8 protein-coding genes are annotated in these 16,378 nt (G+C 60.4%); 2 read left to right on the top strand and 6 right to left on the bottom strand.

Going from position 1 to position 16,378, the window contains the following annotated elements:
- Positions 1-142: 142 nt before the first annotated feature.
- Positions 143-1,759, bottom strand: coding sequence for a T9SS type A sorting domain-containing protein (locus D3Y59_RS10850; RefSeq protein WP_119445067.1), 1,617 nt, complete (start codon positions 1,757-1,759; stop codon positions 143-145).
- 105 nt (positions 1,760-1,864) lie between these two features.
- On the bottom strand, positions 1,865-4,657 hold the full coding sequence (locus D3Y59_RS10845) for a TonB-dependent receptor (RefSeq protein ID WP_119445066.1): 2,793 nt from the start codon (positions 4,655-4,657) through the stop codon (positions 1,865-1,867).
- Between the two features lie 172 nt (positions 4,658-4,829).
- On the opposite strand from D3Y59_RS10845, the gene D3Y59_RS10840 reads away from it, so the two are divergent.
- Positions 4,830-5,723 carry a YicC/YloC family endoribonuclease gene (locus tag D3Y59_RS10840; RefSeq protein WP_119445065.1) on the top strand — a complete coding sequence of 298 codons (894 nt, stop codon included), beginning with the start codon at positions 4,830-4,832 and terminating at the stop codon, positions 5,721-5,723.
- A 318-nt stretch (positions 5,724-6,041) separates the two neighbouring features.
- Positions 6,042-6,584 (top strand): hypothetical protein, encoded by a 543-nt coding sequence (locus D3Y59_RS10835; RefSeq protein ID WP_119445064.1) that lies wholly within the window; start codon positions 6,042-6,044, stop codon positions 6,582-6,584.
- 123 nt (positions 6,585-6,707) lie between these two features.
- Here the strand turns inward: D3Y59_RS10835 and D3Y59_RS10830 are convergent, their stop codons facing one another.
- The 4 genes from D3Y59_RS10830 to sov form a co-directional block, all read right to left on the bottom strand.
- Positions 6,708-8,039, bottom strand: coding sequence for a M28 family metallopeptidase (locus D3Y59_RS10830; protein WP_119445063.1), 1,332 nt, complete (start codon positions 8,037-8,039; stop codon positions 6,708-6,710).
- Entirely contained in the window at positions 7,999-8,442 is a 444-nt protein-coding gene (locus D3Y59_RS10825) for a VanZ family protein (protein WP_119445062.1), read from the bottom strand. The genes D3Y59_RS10830 and D3Y59_RS10825 overlap by 41 nt, the downstream gene beginning before the upstream one ends.
- 17 nt (positions 8,443-8,459) lie before the next feature.
- Positions 8,460-8,840, bottom strand: coding sequence for a glycine cleavage system protein GcvH (gene gcvH / locus D3Y59_RS10820; protein WP_119445061.1), 381 nt, complete (start codon positions 8,838-8,840; stop codon positions 8,460-8,462).
- Between the two features lie 160 nt (positions 8,841-9,000).
- Positions 9,001-16,281 carry a T9SS outer membrane translocon Sov/SprA gene (gene sov / locus D3Y59_RS10815; RefSeq protein ID WP_240410337.1) on the bottom strand — a complete coding sequence of 2,427 codons (7,281 nt, stop codon included), beginning with the start codon at positions 16,279-16,281 and terminating at the stop codon, positions 9,001-9,003.
- Positions 16,282-16,378: the final 97 nt, after the last annotated feature.

The raw sequence follows: 16,378 nt of genomic DNA, 5'->3' as shown, positions 1-16,378 counted from the left end.
ACGGCACGCCTAGGTGCCAAGGGGCAAGCTACGGCTTTGGCAGCGGAAGCGGGCGTGGGCAAAACGAAATTCGGCCTGCATCCGCAAAACGGATGCAGGCCGAGTATCAGGGGTAATGATAGATAAGCTAATGCGGCGGAGACTATTGCGCTACCACAAAGCGTACCGCAGCGCTGGTTTCTTCGGTTTGTACCGTGGCCAGGTACACGCCCGCTTTCAGGGTGTTGGGCAGGGTTACTTCCTGCGGGCCAGCCTGCAGCTTGCGGCCTTCGCTCACCACGGCTACTTCGCGGCCGGTTAGGTCGAGCACGCGCACGGTAGCAGTGCCGGCGCGGCGCAGCTCAAACCCTAGCTTGGCTTCGGCGGCAACCGGGTTGGGGTACACGCCCAGGCTCTGCACCTGGTCGGAGGTTTTCTTGTTGCTGGCCACAATGCCCGTGAGGTAGGGCGTGTTCTGCGGGTCCCAGTTGGTCCAGCCCTGCGTCCAGTCGGTGGTACCGAAAGCGCCGCGGTAGGCCACGCGCTCGAAGAACGTATTGGCCAGCTTGGTATCGGCGAAAGCAGCGCCGTTTTGCAGCGGCGAGGAAGCAGCGGGCAGCACTTGTGGGCTGGTAAGCGTGTACGAGCCCGACTGGAACTGCACGTCCGACTCGTTGGCGTAGAGCGTGTTGCTGCGGGCGCCTTGGTTATAGAAGCTCGCCACATCGTAGCTGCTGCCCGATGCGGTAGCAAAGTTGGTGGGCAGGCCAGCCATTACAGTGTTGGCCACTTGCAGCTCGCCGCTTGTGGCGTTGCCTTCCGAGGCCGTGCCATCGATCAGCAGGCCCGTGCGGTAACCCGTGAACACCGAGTTGAACACCGACAGCGCCGAGTTGCGGCGGATGTGCATGGCGCTTTTCACGTTGGCGTTCAGCGTAGCCGTGCGGTTAATCACGTCGGTTACGTTCGAGAACACGGCCGACGTTTTGGGCGAGGCAGTGGTGCCGTTCCGGTCGTTGTCCGACTCAAAACCGTTCGAGCCCGATTGGTCGCCGATGTTTGGGTCGCGCAGCGAAAACGCAAACTGCACCTTGCCGGCGTAGCCGTTATCGGTATCCCAGTTGTCGTCGAGCGTACGGAAGGCCACGAGGTGCTTGGCATTTACGGTGCCGCCAAACCACTCAAACGCGTCGTCGCCGGAATACGAAATTTGAATGTGGTCGAGCACGGTACCCGAACCCACACCCCCTAGGGTCAGGCCGTTAATCTCGGTGTCGGGGGCAAAGGCAATACCCGGAAACTCGATGCGCACAAAGCGCAGAATGCCGGAATCATCGGCCGCGTTGGTGCCGCCGAAGTTCGATTCAGGCGTGGCCTCAATGGTAGGGTCGCCGGGCAGGTTGATGGGCGCCGAACCCGCAATTACGATACCGCCCCAGTCGCCGCGGGCGCGCGAGCCAGCGGGTTCGGCCGAGGTAAATACAATGGGCTGCTGGCGCGTGCCGTCGGCAACAATGCGCGCGCCGCGCTTCACTACGAGTGTGCCTTTCGAGGCCTTGTCGCCTTTAATAATGGTACCCGGCTGAATGGTGAGCGTAGCGCCCGGCGCCACGTACACGAAGTTATTCAGCACGTACACGTTGTTGTTCGACCAGGTGGTGTTGGTGCTGATTACACCCGATACCTGCACCACCGGAGCCGGCGTTTGGGCCAGCGCAGCCGGCGCCGCAGCGACCAGCAAAGAAGCGGCAAACAGTACGGGAAGTAGAAGCTTTTTCATAGCACGAAAGCAGTTGCTGATTGACGTTGCGAAGGTCCGGAACGACAACGCCTACCGGGGCACGGTAGGCGTTATCATATCGTTAGCGGGCAGTTACCTTTTCGTTTACAAACGCCAGATCAGGCCTAGCGTGTAGTACGAACCGCGGCGGAAGCGCGAGAAATCTTGGTCTTGGCCGCCGATCTGTTGGTTGCGGTCGAGGTCGCGCACCAAGCGCGTGGGCTGGTTCAGCACGTCCTGCAAGCCAGCTCGGATGTCGAGGCGCTTGGCTACGGTTTTGGTAACCGTCAGGTCGAGCACGTTGCGCGGCATCTCGTAAATGCTGCCGTTATCCACGTTGCCCACGAAGGCAATGCGGCGGCCGATGATGTTGTACTGCGCCGACATCTGCAGGCCGTGGTCGTCGTCCTGGTAAAAGGCACCTAGGTTCACCACGTAAGGCGACTGGCCTTGCAGCGGGCGGCGCTGAATTTGGGTAGCGTCGCTGATGCGCACCTGGCTGCGAATCCACGAAGCATTCAGCACAAACGACAGGCGCTGCAGCACCGGCGAGGCGGCCAGGTCGATCAGCGACTTGCGCACCTCCACCTCCAGGCCGTAGTCGTAGGCGTTGCCGTCGGCGTTGCGGTACGATACTTTCAGCAAGTCGCCGGCATTTTGCTCAATCACGCTCTCGATGGGGCGGTCGAAGTGCTTGTAGAAAGCGCCTACCGAAATCATCTCGGAGCGCGAGGGGTAAAACTCGTAGCGCAGGTCGCCGTTGTAAATTGTGGCTTCGCGCAGCGAGGGTTGGCCCACTACCAGCCAGTTGTTGGCAAAGTCGAAGTACTGGAAGCTGGCCATTTCGCGGAACTCGGGGCGGTTTACCGAGGTGCTGCCGGCCACGCGCAACAGCGAGCGAAGGTTGAAGTTGTAAGTGGCGTTGAACGAGGGCAGCACCACCGTGCGGTTGTAGTCGGCGTTTTTGCTAGGGTTGCCCGGTACCCGCACAGCGCGCACGTTGTTCTCCACGCGCACCCCACCCGATACATTAAAGCGGTCGGAGATGGGCGCCACCAAGCTCACGTACGAAGCCAGCAGGCGGTTGTCGCCGGTGTAGCTGTCGTCCTGGTTTGTGCCTTCATCAAGCACCAAACCCGTGCGGGCGTTGATGTTTTCGGAGCTGAAGATGGTTTCGATGGGCTGCTCCAGAATTTCGTAGCGGAAATTATCCTCGTTGCCAATCTTGTAGGAGAAGTAGCGCGCCGCAAACGAGCGGTCCTTCTGCTCGGCGTAAAACCCTACGCGCAGCTTGTACTCGTTGGCCTTGGTAGTGTCGCGGCCGGCCCAGCGGCGCTCCAACTGGCCGCTGCCAGCCAAGGTGTTTTCAGTGAGGTTCGAGTAGAAGCGGCTCGCGTCGTAGGGGTTGCCGCCCGGCGGAATCTGGATCAGGAACCGGTCGTTGGTGCCGGCATCGCGCTGCGAGCGGTACCGACGGAAGTCGGGTTCGTCGCGCTTTACGTAGTTGCAGCCGCCCAGCCAGGTAACGGTGGTTTGCGGCCCTAGGTCGTGGGTGCCCTGCAGCTGACCGGAGTAAATGCTGCGGCTGGTGTAGTGCAAGGCAAAGTCGCGCTTATCGAGGCGGCGCTCCAGCGAGGTGCCGGTGCGGGCCACTACCTGGTCTTGGCCGAACTGGTTGAGGAAGTTACGGAACTCGATGCGGTGGCGGTCGTTCAGGCGCAGCTGCCAGTTATGAATGACACCTAGGCGCACGTTGGTGTTCGACTGCAAATCGTTGTAGCGGTACTTGGCTTTGTAGTTGCCGTTCTCGTCTTTCTGGTCTTCGTAGTCGGCGCGCTCCACGTTGTATTGCTCGCGCGTGAGGCTGTACGAAACCGAAGTAACGTTGCTGAGGTAGGCGCTGCCCAGCTCAAACTTGCGCAGCAAACCTAGGGAAGCGCGCACGTCGGGCGAGGCTTGCGTGCGGCGGGCCACCCAATCGTTGCGCAGGCGCTGACCTAGGGCGTTTAGCTCGTCGTTGCTCACCTTGCCTTGCTGCACCATGCCCGGCGTGCCCGAGGGCAGCTGGCGGCGGCCGCCGTCAAAGCCCAGCCAATCGGTGCTGCTGCCTTGCGTAGTCGAGAAGTTGTTGAACGTGGTGCCGCTGCGGTACGACGACGACAGCGAAAACGTGGTACCGTTGTCGAGCACCGAGTTTTTGGTGTACACTTTCACCACGCCGCCGCCGAACTCGCCCGGCAGCTCCGGCGCACCTGACTTAAATACCAGCACGCGGTCCATTACCGACGAGGGAAGAATGTCGAAGCTGAAGGCACGCGTATCGGTTTCGGCCGAAGGCGTGAGGGCGTCGTTCAGCATTACGGTGTTGTAGCGCTCGGCCAAACCCCGAATCACCACGAAGTTGTTGTTCTGGATGGTTACGCCCGGTATGCGCTTTACTACCTCGGCGGCGTCGCGGTCCAGCGTCTTCACGATTTGGTCGTTCGACATACCGCTCACCACCACCTCGCTTTTCTTCAGGTCTTGGATCAGGGCTACCTCGGTGCCGGTTTGCTTTTGGCCCGTAATGGTTACCTCCTGCAAGGCCTGCACGTTTTCCTCTAGGGTGCCGTTCAGGGTGGTTTCTTCACCAGCTTTTACCTCGATGCCCGAAAAGTTCATGGGCTTGTAGCCGATGTTCGTCATCAGGATGTTGTAGGTGCCGGGCGCGAGTTTGAGCTCGTACTGGCCATCAACCCCCACGGGGGCCGCCTGGGTGGTGCCAGCCACTACCACGGTGGCGCCAATCACGGCCTCCCCGGTTTTTTTGTCGAGTACTTTGCCGACAATTGACCCTTGCTGAGCAAAGGTTAAAATGCTGATTGTCAGCAATAAAAAGAGTAGTAGTAAGCGGCGCATAGCGGTCTGCTGGTTTGCGTCGCAAAGCTATTTTAATGCTGTTACGCCAGTGTGAAGCCCTGGTTATGCTACCATGACGCCACCGTTACCCTTGCGTTACGCACTTTGCGCAACCTGCTGAACATCTGCAAGGAGGTCTTACTTTTGCGCCTTCCTCTTCTGCGTTCTGCCTATGCTGCTGTCCATGACTGGCTACGGGGTTGCTCACCACGAAACCGAGCAATACACCGTCACAATCGAAATTAAGTCGCTCAACTCCAAAGGCCTCGACCTAGGCTTGCGTACGCCGCGCTCCATTGCCGCCTACGAGCTGGAGCTGCGCAACCTCGTGAGCCGCCAGCTGGTGCGCGGCAAGGTCAACGTCAGCATCGATATTACCCGGCCGGCGGCCGCCCGCTCGCGCGCTACCCTCAACCGCGATGCCCTGCTGGCGGCTTACCAAGAGCTGAAAAGCGTAGCGCAAGAGCTCGGCGACGGCTCCAACAACCTGCTGGAGCTGGCTTTGCGCATGCCCGGCGTGGTGCAAACCCCCGCCGAAGCCGCCGCCCCCACCGAGGAAGAACTGGCCCTGTCGTGGGACGACCTGCAGCCGCTTGTGCAAGATGCCCTCGACCGCGTGCTGGATTTCCGCCGCACCGAGGGGCAGGCCCTCACCACTGAAATCTTGAGTTACATCGACCACATTCGCATTTTGCTTTCGGATGTGGAACGCCACGATCCCACCCGCCTCGAAAACGTGCGCCGCCGCATGCACGAAGGGCTAGGGGAGTTGGTGCAAAACGACCAGTTCAACCCCAGCCGCTTCGAGCAGGAACTTCTTTATTATATAGAGAAGCTCGACATAGCCGAGGAGAAAGTGCGCCTGATCAGCCACTTGCACTACTTCGCCGAAACCGTGCACCTGCCCGAGCCAAGCGGCAAAAAGCTGGTGTTCATCTCGCAGGAAATCGGCCGCGAAATCAACACCATCGGCTCCAAAGCCAACGACTCCACTATCCAGCATTTGGTGGTGGGAATGAAGGAGGAGCTTGAAAAAATAAAAGAACAACTAAACAATATCCTATAAGTCCTAACGAGCGTTAGTGCTCGTTTCCGATACGATTTAGGATCTTTTTTATAGATTCAAACCAATCAATGTTCGGCCTCGTAAGTAGCCTTAACCAAGCTGAACAGCAAAAGGAAAGTTTAGCAGAATGTGGGTTTACAGCATTTTAGCCCTAATTTTGCAGCACGAGCACCGCATAGCCGACTTGCACAAAATTATTTTTGTATGAAGCTCTTGTGTTGTCCGGGTTTCTTCCTAAATTGTGTTATCCAAACAGACTGCCTCTCCTTTGTTAGGTAGTTTACCTAGAAAGATTTCCACTTTTTTTCGCTTTAGATGATGAAAAAAGTTCTACTCGCCCCGTTGCTCTGCCTCGCAGTGCTGCTCATGGCCGCTCGGCCCTTTGCTGAAGTGGAGCTCATCAAAAAGCGCGTTCTGAGCGAGCGTGTTGAAATTCTGATCCCGAAAGGCTTCGAGGTGATGAGCGAGCAGCAAATGGACTTCCTCTACGCCAAGGCGCAGAGCCGTCCGAGCGTCATCTACACCAACACCTCGCACGCCAGCCTCGCGTTTTCGTACACCGACAACACGGCTGACCAGGACATGGTTGACATGTACGCGGCCAACTTCATGAAGACGTACCGGAAGCAGTACTCCGATGCCACGTTCTTCGCCGATGGTGTTCGCGAAATCAACGGCCGCAAAGTTGGTTTCATCGAAATGATGAAGCCCGAGTTGGGCCACCAGGTGTACAACCTGATTTTCTTCACCGACGTGGAAGGCCGCCTGCTGATGTGCACCTTCTCTTGCCCCGACCGTCAGAAGCCGGAGTGGGAATCGGTAGCTAAGCAAGTAATGGGTTCGCTGCGCAGCAACAGCTAAACAGGTCGGCCTAAAGCCACTGTTTTGTTCGTCCCAGAATCGTCCGTTCCACCTCGGATGATTCTGGGACGCTTGCTTTTTACCAAAGTGTGCTGCCAGCTTCGGCGAGGCACAACGGCCTAATTAAAGGCAGCGTTGCAGCCGATTCAAAAAGGCTGCAGCCAGCTTAAACATGCCTTGAAAGCCGGTGAGCGGCAGCGTTGCGGCGCGGTCGTGTACGTCGTGGTAGTGCGTGGGCGTGCCACGCAAATACACGAAGAAGGCCGGAACACCGGCCTCCGAAAAAGGGTAGTGGTCGGAGTTAGCGGCGCGGCCCCTAGGTGCCACATCGGGCAGGTGGCTGCCTTGTTGGTTGAGGCGCAGCAGCAGCTGGTACTCGCGCTCGTGCAGCCGGCCATTCACCACGGTGGTTCCGGCCTGGCCGGTGCCTTCTAAGTCCAGGTTCAGCAGAAACCGAATGTTGCCCAACGGCACTAAGGGCTGTTGCACAAAGTGGCGCGACCCCACCAAACCTGCTTCTTCGGCCCCAAATGCCAAAAACGCTATCGAATACCTAGGGCGGTGCTCGGCGTAGTAAGCGGCCAGCTCCAGCAGCATGGCGGTACCGCTGGCATTGTCGTTGGCACCCGGAAAGTAGGCCCGCTTGCCCATGCGCCCTAGGTGGTCGTAGTGGGCGGAAACGACTAAAAAGGAATCGGGCTGCACGCTGCCGCGCACCATGCCTACCACGTTGTGCGTGGTGTAAGCAGGCTCTAGTTTGGCCACTACGTCAAGCGACACGGCTGTGCCAAGAGCTGCCGGTTTAGGCCAGCGGCTAGCCAGTACTTGCAGACGAACTTGCGAAGCCTGCTGCCCGCTTACCGAGGCCGTAAGCTTATCGGGCACAAGCACAATACGGGCCGCTGCCGAGGCAAGGTGCCGCTCGAAGGCAGCAGGCAGCGTGCGAATGCGTTCCGCATCGCGCTGCCGCAGCACCAAAATGCGCCCGCGCAGGGAGTCGGCTAAAAAGCGGTAACCGGCTTGCTCGTCGGTGAAGATCAGGGTATCGAGGAGTACGGCAGGGCCGCGGAGCGTACCCGAGCCCGAGTGCGGCTCAGCAATGAAATCCTCGCCGACGCGGAGCGCTTGCTTGCCTACCCGAAGCTGTAGCTTGCCCGGAAAAGTATTTACCGGTAGCTGAAACGGCTGAAGATAATTGGCCGCAAGTGGCTCCAGCTTAAGGGCCGAAAAACGGCGCCGTATGTAATCGGCCGCTTTACGGTCGCCGTGCTGCACGTAGCCGCGGCCGTGCAGCTTAGGGCTGGCCAAGTAAGCCACGGTTTTGCGCACCCGCTGCATGTCCTGCGCCGAGGTGCTGCCACCGGGCGCAAGCCCAAGCAGCAAGGCTGCCCCTAGGTAGCGGAGGCAGTGGCACCTAGGCATGGGTACGGGCCATAACGGCAGGAGCAGGGGCATCCCACCAGCGGCGGAGGAGCCACATCAACAGCACCCCGGCCACGGCCCCTAGGCTGTCGCTCAGCATGTCCGTCCAGTCACCTAGGCGGCCTAAGTCCATGAAGCTTTGCACCAGTTCGATAAAGCCACCTAGGAAGATGCACACGGCCAGCACCCACCAAAAAGCCCGCAGGCGCAGACTCGGGTAGAGTCGTTGCCGGCGGGCAGTAAGGATGTAGAGCACGGCCGTAACCACAAACATGCCGGCGTGCGCGGCAGTGTCAAACGACAGCAGCTCCCAGTGGGGCAGCGGCGGCAGCCGGTTCAGCGGGCTGAGCGTACCCCAGAGCATAAAGGCCGTCCAGGCTACGGATAGCAGCAGCCAGACCCGGCTTCCGGCCAACAGGGTGCGCGGTTGGGCCATGGCTGCGGCAGGGAGTGTTAGGCGCCTACCAGGTCGCCGTAAGCTTCGGCGGTCAGCAGCTCGTCGAGTTCAGCAGGGTTGCTGATCGACATTTTGATCATCCAGCCGTCGCCGTAGGGGTCGGAGTTTACCGTCTCGGGAGCGTCGCCCAAAGCAGAATTTACCTCCAGCACCGTGCCCGAGAGGGGGCTGAACAGGTCGGATACCGTTTTAACGGCCTCAACGGTGCCAAATACTTCGTCTTTGCTTACTTCCTTGTCAACGGTGTCGATGTCCACGTACACGATGTCACCCAACTCCTTCTGGGCAAAATCAGTGATGCCCACGTAGGCAACATCACCTTCAACGCGGATCCACTCGTGCTCTTTGGTGTACTTCAGGGTGCTGGGCAGGTTCATGTCAGGCAAAAACGGAAATGTAGAATGGGAGTTGCGGCTTAGCCGCGGCCAAAGGTAAGCTTTAGCCGCATTGCGCGCAGCCTAGGTGCCGCATAAAAAGCAGCGGGCCCGGCACGCACATACGGCGTACCGGGCCCGCTTGGTTGCGGCTCGGCCGTTGCTACTGCGATAGGCTGTAGCGCAGCTGAATACCGCCTTCGGTAGCGGCGTTTTTGTAGGAGTTGCTCACCACCTTCGGCTGCGACACGTTGCGCGTAAAGAAGAACTGCAGGTTCAGGCGCTGATTCACGACGTAGTCGATGGTGGGGCGCAGCTGGAATTGGCGGTTGCCGTTGGTAACCTGCTGCTCGGCGCGGCCCACCGGGCCCGGGTCGCCGGTGCTGGGGTCGAGGCGCGCGATATCCACAATGCTGCGCTGGAACGTCACGTTGTCGCGGATGGAGAGGTCGAGGCGGGCGTTGAGCTCGTTGCGGAGTATGCGCTGCTCGCCCCCAATCCGGAACGGAATGCGGAAGCGGTTGGTGGTGTAACCCAGGCCAATGGTGAGAGTTTTGTTGCGTAGTTCCGTTACCTGCGCGTTGGTGGTGTTCAGGAACAGGTTACGCTCCAGGCCGTAGTCCACGCGGCCGTTCACCTTCTCCAGCGTCTGGAAGTTGATACCCACCAGCGGGGCCAGGCGCTCCGTAATGGTTACTTGGTTTACCACGTAGTAGGGCACGTACAGCCTGTCCTGGTTTACCTGCTTCGAGAATTCGCCCTCCTTGGGCTTGGTGTCGTAGAGCGTGGAGGTGGTGTAGCCCAGGATCTGGTACTCCGAGGAGTACTGGTGCGTAATCGACACCGAGCGCAGGTATTGCTGCACGAAGGGCAGGTTGGCCAAGCCGTTGTAATCGATGCGCCAGTTGGGGAGGGGCAGTTGGCCAAACGGGTTAAAGACCTTCGCCTTGTGCCCGCCCGACGAGCGCCCGCGGTATGCTTCGATGAAAGCCGGAATTAACACTTCCTGCGAGTTGTAGCCGTAGTAGCCGTTGTTGGGGTTGGCCGATTGCAGGCTCTCCCGTATGGGCTGGCGGTTGCTCACAAACCGGTCAAACGATTTCGAGGCGTTCTGGCGGTTTACGTCGCCAAACAAGGTATTCAGCGCGAAGAACGAGGTGCTGAACGTACCCGATCCCAGCGGCAGGCGCGGAGCCAAGGCAAACGCGCCGGTGTTCGGGTCGATGAAGGGTTGCAGGTTGATGCTGTCGACGGCCAAGCGGTAAAACACTTCGTTGTTTTCCACGCGCTGCCGGCGTATATCCAGCTGAATGTTGAAATCGCGGAAGGGCTCCAAGGCCGTGCGGGCGTTCAGATTTTCGGTCTTCAACGAGCTCAGCGGCGTGTTCAGCAGGTCGCTGCGTTGGGTGTACCAGCCGCGCGAGTTGGCTCGGTTGTACAGGTCGTCCAACTCGTTGTACTGCTGCCCCAGGATGAACGGCAGGCCCGGCGCCGACAAGTCGCTGTTCAGCCCGAAGAAGCGGGTGCCCGGCAGGTAGCCCGGCAGCAGTGTGCCCGCGGTGCGGGTGTACGTGAAGTTCAGCGAGCGGGCCGTCATCAATGAGCGCAATACGGCCTTCAGGGCGCGCAGCTCGGGGCCTTTGGCCGAGTCGGAAGCCGTCGGCGTTTGGGCACCTGAGGCGTCGGGGACATTGCCGCGGCGCAGACGCTCCAACTCCGAGCCGGGCTGCCGGCGCTGCGCAGTGGGGGCCGGTGCGTTGTTGATGATGTTGAGGAACCGCACCTTGTTGTACAGCTTCACCAGATCAATGCGGCCATTGACGCTAATGTCTTGGTTGTTCTGGATGGTGTTGCCGATGTTAACGCGCTGGGTAATCGTGTCGTTGAGCCCGCCAACCGGGGCCCGCAAGGCTGTGGAGGCTGCTTGCCACGAGTAGTTGGCCGCGTAGCGCGTATCGGCCGAGAGCCAGTCGGTAAGCGGAAACTTATCGAGCGGCAAACGGTAGGTAAGCGCAACGGTTTGGTTGAAGTTGGTGGTGCGGCCGCCGCGCTGCAGGTTGCGGCGCAGCAAATCCTGGTTGCGCTGCGCCTCCGGCGAATCGCCGATGGAGCGGCCAATGCCTTCGTCTACACTGCTGCGGTTGTTGGCCGTGTAGTCCAAAATCAGGCTCTTGGTCAGGTCCCACTTCAGGTCGTAGATGCGGTTGATAAAGAAGCTTTTCTGAAACACCCCCGGAATGCCATCGGGCGAGGGCACTTCGCCCGGCACCAGCGTGCGTTGCAAGAAACGCTCGTTGTAGCGGCGGTCTAGGTCGGCGCGGAAGGCAAAGCGCGAGGGCAGGGGCGTGAAGTTGAGCTCCTGCAAAAACTTCAGGTAGGGCGAGTTGAGCGCCTGCACCGAGCTCAGCGGCGCGTACGACTTGGGCGTGGGCTGGTACGTGTAGGCCAGGGCCCCGGTGTAGGTGCGCGTGAAGTCGCGGTCGGTCCGGATGTCGGTGTGTAAGCGCTCCGTAAGCGAGTAGCTCAGGGCCAGGTTTTCGACATCGTACGGCCGCACCTTTTTATCGGGGTTGAGGCGTTCCTTCCGTACGTTCAGCAGGCTAATGGAACGGCTGCGCGTTTGGTCGGTTACCTCGCGGCGGTACGCGGCGCGGTCCTGCTCCGAGTCGAACTTTTGCAACGACTGCTCCAACGGCGTGTCGGGGTCGAGCGGGTCGTACTTGGGCGAGCGGCTTTCGTGGCCGGCTTGCAGCAGCACCGGCACACGCAAGCCTAGCTTTTCGGGCAAGAACTTGTCCACGGCCACAGCGGCATTCACGTCGCCGCGGGCAATGTTGTCGAGCGAGCGTTGCGAGGGGCGGTCTTGCAGGGCACCAAAGCCTACCGAGGTAAAGCTGCCCGTAGCCGTAATGTTGGCCACGTCGGCCAGGCGCGTGTTAAAACGAGCTGTAGCAGCCCAGCCGGGGTTCTGGTCGAAGTTCAGCACGCGCAGCTCGTCGGCCCAGAGGCACAACGATTGGTCGGGGCCCTGCCCGTTGTCGGAGGGGTTCTGCACGCCAATCATCAGGCCCTGCAAGGCGCTCAAATCGGGGTTGCCCAGCACCGTAATAACGGCTCCGTTGGCCAAGGTTTTGGAGTACGGCACCAAGAAGCTGGCGCGGGCTTGGTTGCGCTCGGCCTTTACATCGATAAAGTCTTGCAGGGCAATGTCGATGCGGTTGGCTACCGGCCAAATCTGGTCGGCGGTGGTGGCGCCGGGGCGGGTAACTTCCAGTGGCAGCGTGTACTGGTAGTAGTTCTGGGTGTAGTCGGTACCGAAGCGCACAAAGCCTTGCGCTTGGCCATCCTGCAGGTTGCGGTTTTCGCTTTCGGCGTGCAAAAACAGCTTCAGGCGCTTGTAGCGGAGCAGGTCGAGGTTTACGTTTTTGTAAGCCGCCTTGGCGTAACCATCCTTCAGGCCCTCCACGCACAGGCGCAACGACTGCTCGTTTTGCTGGCGGTTTACGGTGCTCGAGCCGTATTCCCGGTCGCGCTGAATGCCGGGCGGCGTTACGTACGGAATGGCGTCGCTCTGGCCGCTGGTGGCACCGTTTTCCTCCACGCTCACCGTCGAAATGGCAAAGGCGTCGGCATCGTTCGTCACGTTGATAGGCTGCCCGCTGTTGGGCTGCGCAATTACACCTAGGTAGCGGCGCCACTGGTTGGCCACAAACTGCATCTGCACGAAGCGCAGCACCGTGGGCTGCTGCCAGCCCGTGAGGTACATCCGGATGAAGCGAATCGACTTAAAGCCAAACTCGGCGTTGGCACCCTGAATGCCCGAGTACTGCCGAATGGGAATGCGGAATTGGTACCACGTTACCTGGTCGCCGTTTACGGGGCGCGTAACCTGGTCTACAATAAAGTTTTCGCCCACGCGCAGCTGGTCTGGGCGCAGCGGCACGCGGTACTCGTAGTAGCGCTCCGTGTCGGTGATGACGTTGTCGCGGTTGAGGTCTTCCTTGTCGGGGTAGGCCGTGGAGCTCTGCGTGCCATCGGCGCGCGAGTTGCCCTCCATGCCGTTGAAGTCCTTGTAACGACCTAGGATCTTCACGTCGGCCTGATCGAAGGAGCCGTCGAGGTGGTGGCGGAAGTTATCGGCCGAAGGATCGGCGAAGGAACCGTAGCCCGGAATGCTGGCGAAGAACTGCTGCTCTTCGGTTTGCGTGAGGCCGTCGAGGCCGATATCCTGCCGCTCGCGGCCGCCGGGGGCCGTCGAGAAAGCGTCCGTCAGAAACTGCAAACGCGTGGCGCGGCCCCAGACAGTGGGCTGCACGTTGGTTTGGTCGTTGGTATCGGGCAGGCCGTTCTCAAACTCGTACACCCCGTCCTTCAGCAAGTCTTCCGAAACGGAACCTAGGTTGAAATACAGTTCGCCGCCCGAGGTATTGGGGCCGCTCGGCGTAGCAGGGTCCGAGTCGTCGACGGTGTTGTAGTTCTTGCCGCTCTGGTTTTTGATGAACGGGTCCATCAGCCAGAACTCCAAATACTCCACGTTGGCGTTGTCGAAGTCGGTATCGAACGCGATTTCGCGCGAGATACCGCCGTAGTGCGAAGCGGCCGGCGTGCTAAGGAACCGGCCATCGGCCGAAACCCGCGGCGAGTAGTTGTACTGCCCCCGCTCGGTGGGGTAGTAGGCCAGGTCAAAGGTGTTTTCGTAAGTGTTACCTAGGGCGCCGTTGTCGCGGTTGGGGAACACCTCCGAGCGAGGCACGCCGCGCGAATAGTGGTTTTTGAGGTCCTCCACACCGATGTTGCTCGGCTTGGAGCGGCCGTTGGTAAAGTAGGTCTGGTCGATGGTGTACCAGGCCAGCTTAGCGCGGCGGTAGCTATACTGCAGGCCGGGCAGGGCGCCACCCAGCGGCAGCGGGGTAGAGGCCAGCCGCCAGGTGCTGGTCGAGTTCAGGCCACCTAGGGTGAACGGCGTGCGGGCGTTTTCAAAGTCGTCGAGGTAGGAGGCACCGTCTTCGCCGCGGCCTAGCTTCGATTGGCCCGGCACAAATTGCGCAAACTCGCCACTGAAAGCCACCGACGACGGTGCTTTGGTGCTCAGGAAGGGCAGCGCATCGAGGTACTTCGTGAGCACCCGCGATTCGCGCCGCATGTTCACGTCGAGGCCGTAGATGGTGTTGTTGCCGGGCTCTTCGCCTATGTTCACGCGGTTGATGCCGGGTGCCTGGTTTTCAAGCAGGTGCAGCACCGTGCCGCCGAAGTTCAGGTCGTCGGATACCTTGTAGTCGAGGCGGGCACCCACCAGCTTGCGCGGCAGCACCTGCACCACCGCATCGCGCTCGAACTGCACGCGCAGCTCGTTGGCTGAGTTGAGGTAGCTCGGGTTCAGGATTTTGACCTTGGCCTGATCGTAGAACACCTGATAGTCGGTGCCTTCCTGCAGCAGCGTCGAGCCCGAGTACACCCGCACCGAGCCCTCCGGGATACGAATGCCGGGCAGGGTAATTTCGTCGCTGGAGGTAGCGGCGTAGCGGCCCTTCAGGAAAAACTTGTCCTTTTCTTGGCGCTGCTGTGCATCGCTTTGTACCTGCGTGTACAGCTCGGGGTACACGTAGCGCCGAATCAAGGCCTCCTCGCTCGGGTTGAACTGCGTTTGCAGGTAAGCGCCAAACGGCTCAATCACCGGAAAAATGACGCGCCCCTGTTCGGGGTCAATCGTGAGGCCGGGCAGAAAGTCGAAGTTGCCGTCGGCGGGCCGGTCGTTGTTGGGGTTAAGGTTATCGAGGTTGAAAACCTGCGTCAGCGGCACGTTCTGAATTCGCTCGCCTTCCTTCAGCGACAACAAATCGAGGCCGGTAATATCGTCTTTGTAGATGATGTCGAGGCGGAACTGGTCGCGGCTGAGCTGCGAGGCATTCAGCGCGTAAATGTTCTTCATCATCAAATCGAACACCGGCAGGTTGCGCGTTTGCAGGCGGTCGTTGGTGGGGTTCTGCGCGGGGTCGGCCAGGCCAACGCCGGGGTTGGTGGCGCGCAGCAGCTTCAGGAAGATGACGCCCGTATCGGGCACGTTGCCGTACTCGGTTACGGTCTCGCCAATCTGGTAGGGCCGGCCGTTAAACATGTATTCGCACGAAATAGCCAGCACCTGCTCGGGCAGCAGCGGCGTGTTCAGCGAAAGGTAACCGAGTTGCGAGTTGAAGGTGTACTCGCGCGGATCGAGCTTGCGGGCGCGCACCAGCTCGTAGTCCACGGTTTTGGTTAGGTTCTGGCTTTGCAGGTAGCCATCAATCTGCTGCACATCGCGCGGGCCGCGGCGAGCCAGCTCCAGCGTTTGGTTGGCGTCGTTGGCAGCCGGCGAAAGCTCGCGGCCGGGCTTGGCCAGCGTGCCGCGGTAGAGGCGGCGCGGCTCGGCCACGTCTTGCAGGGCCACCACGTTGCGCAGGGTTTCGGTGGTGCGGTTGTCGTTGGTGATGTACACCTCCAAACGCCGAATCTCAACGCCGCTCTGCACCGTGGGCAGGTTGCGCAGCACGGCATCGTACCGCTCGCGGAAAAAGTGCGACAGGAAGAAGTGCCGGTTGGCCTCGTACTGCGAGGCCTTAATTTCGAAGTTGCGGCTTTGGGCGCCGTTTTGCACCCGCACCTCGTCGGCGGTGCCGCGCAGTTGGGCAGCCACGCCCGTTACGCTCAGCTTGCCAAACTGCAGCTGCGTTTTAATGCCAAACATGTTTTGCCCGCCTTGCACCAGCGAGTTGTTCAGCGGCAACGACACGTTGCCCATCTCCACTTTGCGGATGATGTCGGTATCGTAGCCCGTAAAGTCGGCCTTAATCTGGTTTTCGAAGTCGAACGCCGCCCGCGTGTCGTAGTTGAACAGCAGGCGCAGCTTGTCGCCAATCTGGCCCGTCAGGTTCAGATTGAAGTTTTGCTGAAAGTTGAAGTCGCCGTTGCGGCGCTGGCGCAGCGTAAGGGCCGGGTTGTCGTTGAAGTTCTGGCGCCAACCCAGGGAAATAGTGGCCGCGCCGTTGGGCCGGATGTCGATGAACTCGCCGCCGAAAATGCGACCTAGGCCCGGTGCCAGCGCAATTTTTGGAATCAGACGCTTGGCTGCGGTAGCGTTGCCTGCCTCGCCGGCTACGCCGCCCTCGGCTTTGGTGCGGAAGTAGTTGCGAATGGCTTGCTGCTGCTGCAGGCGCTCAAACTCCCGGAACGACAAACGTGCTGGGTCGCGGTAGTCGAGGTCGGTACCGATGTTCTCCTCCACGTCCACGTAGTCGAGCGAGTCGCTCACCGTGATTTGCGGTTTCACGTTGGCGGGCAGCGGCAGCACCAAGGGCGAGCGGCGGCGCTCCGTCAGGAAGTTGCCCTGCCGGTCGCGCGGAGCCACCTTGGGGCGCCGGCTGCTGCGGTAACGCGCGGTATCGGCCGCGGGGCGCGTGGTATCGGGCAAAGCCGCAAGCAACGGCCCATGCGGCCGCACCCGCAACCAGCTCCACAGTTGCGAAAACTCGAAAGTGCGATTCCGCGCCGGCCCTGCCTGCGACCAC

The organism is Hymenobacter oligotrophus (assembly GCF_003574965.1).
Lineage (GTDB): Bacteria > Bacteroidota > Bacteroidia > Cytophagales > Hymenobacteraceae > Solirubrum > Solirubrum oligotrophum.
This window is presented reverse-complemented; position numbering and strand designations above follow the sequence as displayed.

Bases quoted from the DNA above. Each gene is read 5' to 3' on its own strand.
- D3Y59_RS10835 (WP_119445064.1), top strand. From the start codon at position 6,042: ATGAAAAAAGTTCTACTCGCCCCGTTGCTCTGCCTCGCAGTGCTGCTC.
- D3Y59_RS10840 (WP_119445065.1), top strand. From the start codon at position 4,830: ATGCTGCTGTCCATGACTGGCTACGGGGTTGCTCACCACGAAACCGAG.
- D3Y59_RS10845 (WP_119445066.1), bottom strand. From the start codon at position 4,657: ATGCGCCGCTTACTACTACTCTTTTTATTGCTGACAATCAGCATTTTA.
- gcvH (WP_119445061.1), bottom strand. From the start codon at position 8,840: ATGAACCTGCCCAGCACCCTGAAGTACACCAAAGAGCACGAGTGGATC.
- D3Y59_RS10830 (WP_119445063.1), bottom strand. From the start codon at position 8,039: ATGCCCCTGCTCCTGCCGTTATGGCCCGTACCCATGCCTAGGTGCCAC.
- D3Y59_RS10825 (WP_119445062.1), bottom strand. From the start codon at position 8,442: ATGGCCCAACCGCGCACCCTGTTGGCCGGAAGCCGGGTCTGGCTGCTG.
- D3Y59_RS10850 (WP_119445067.1), bottom strand. From the start codon at position 1,759: ATGAAAAAGCTTCTACTTCCCGTACTGTTTGCCGCTTCTTTGCTGGTC.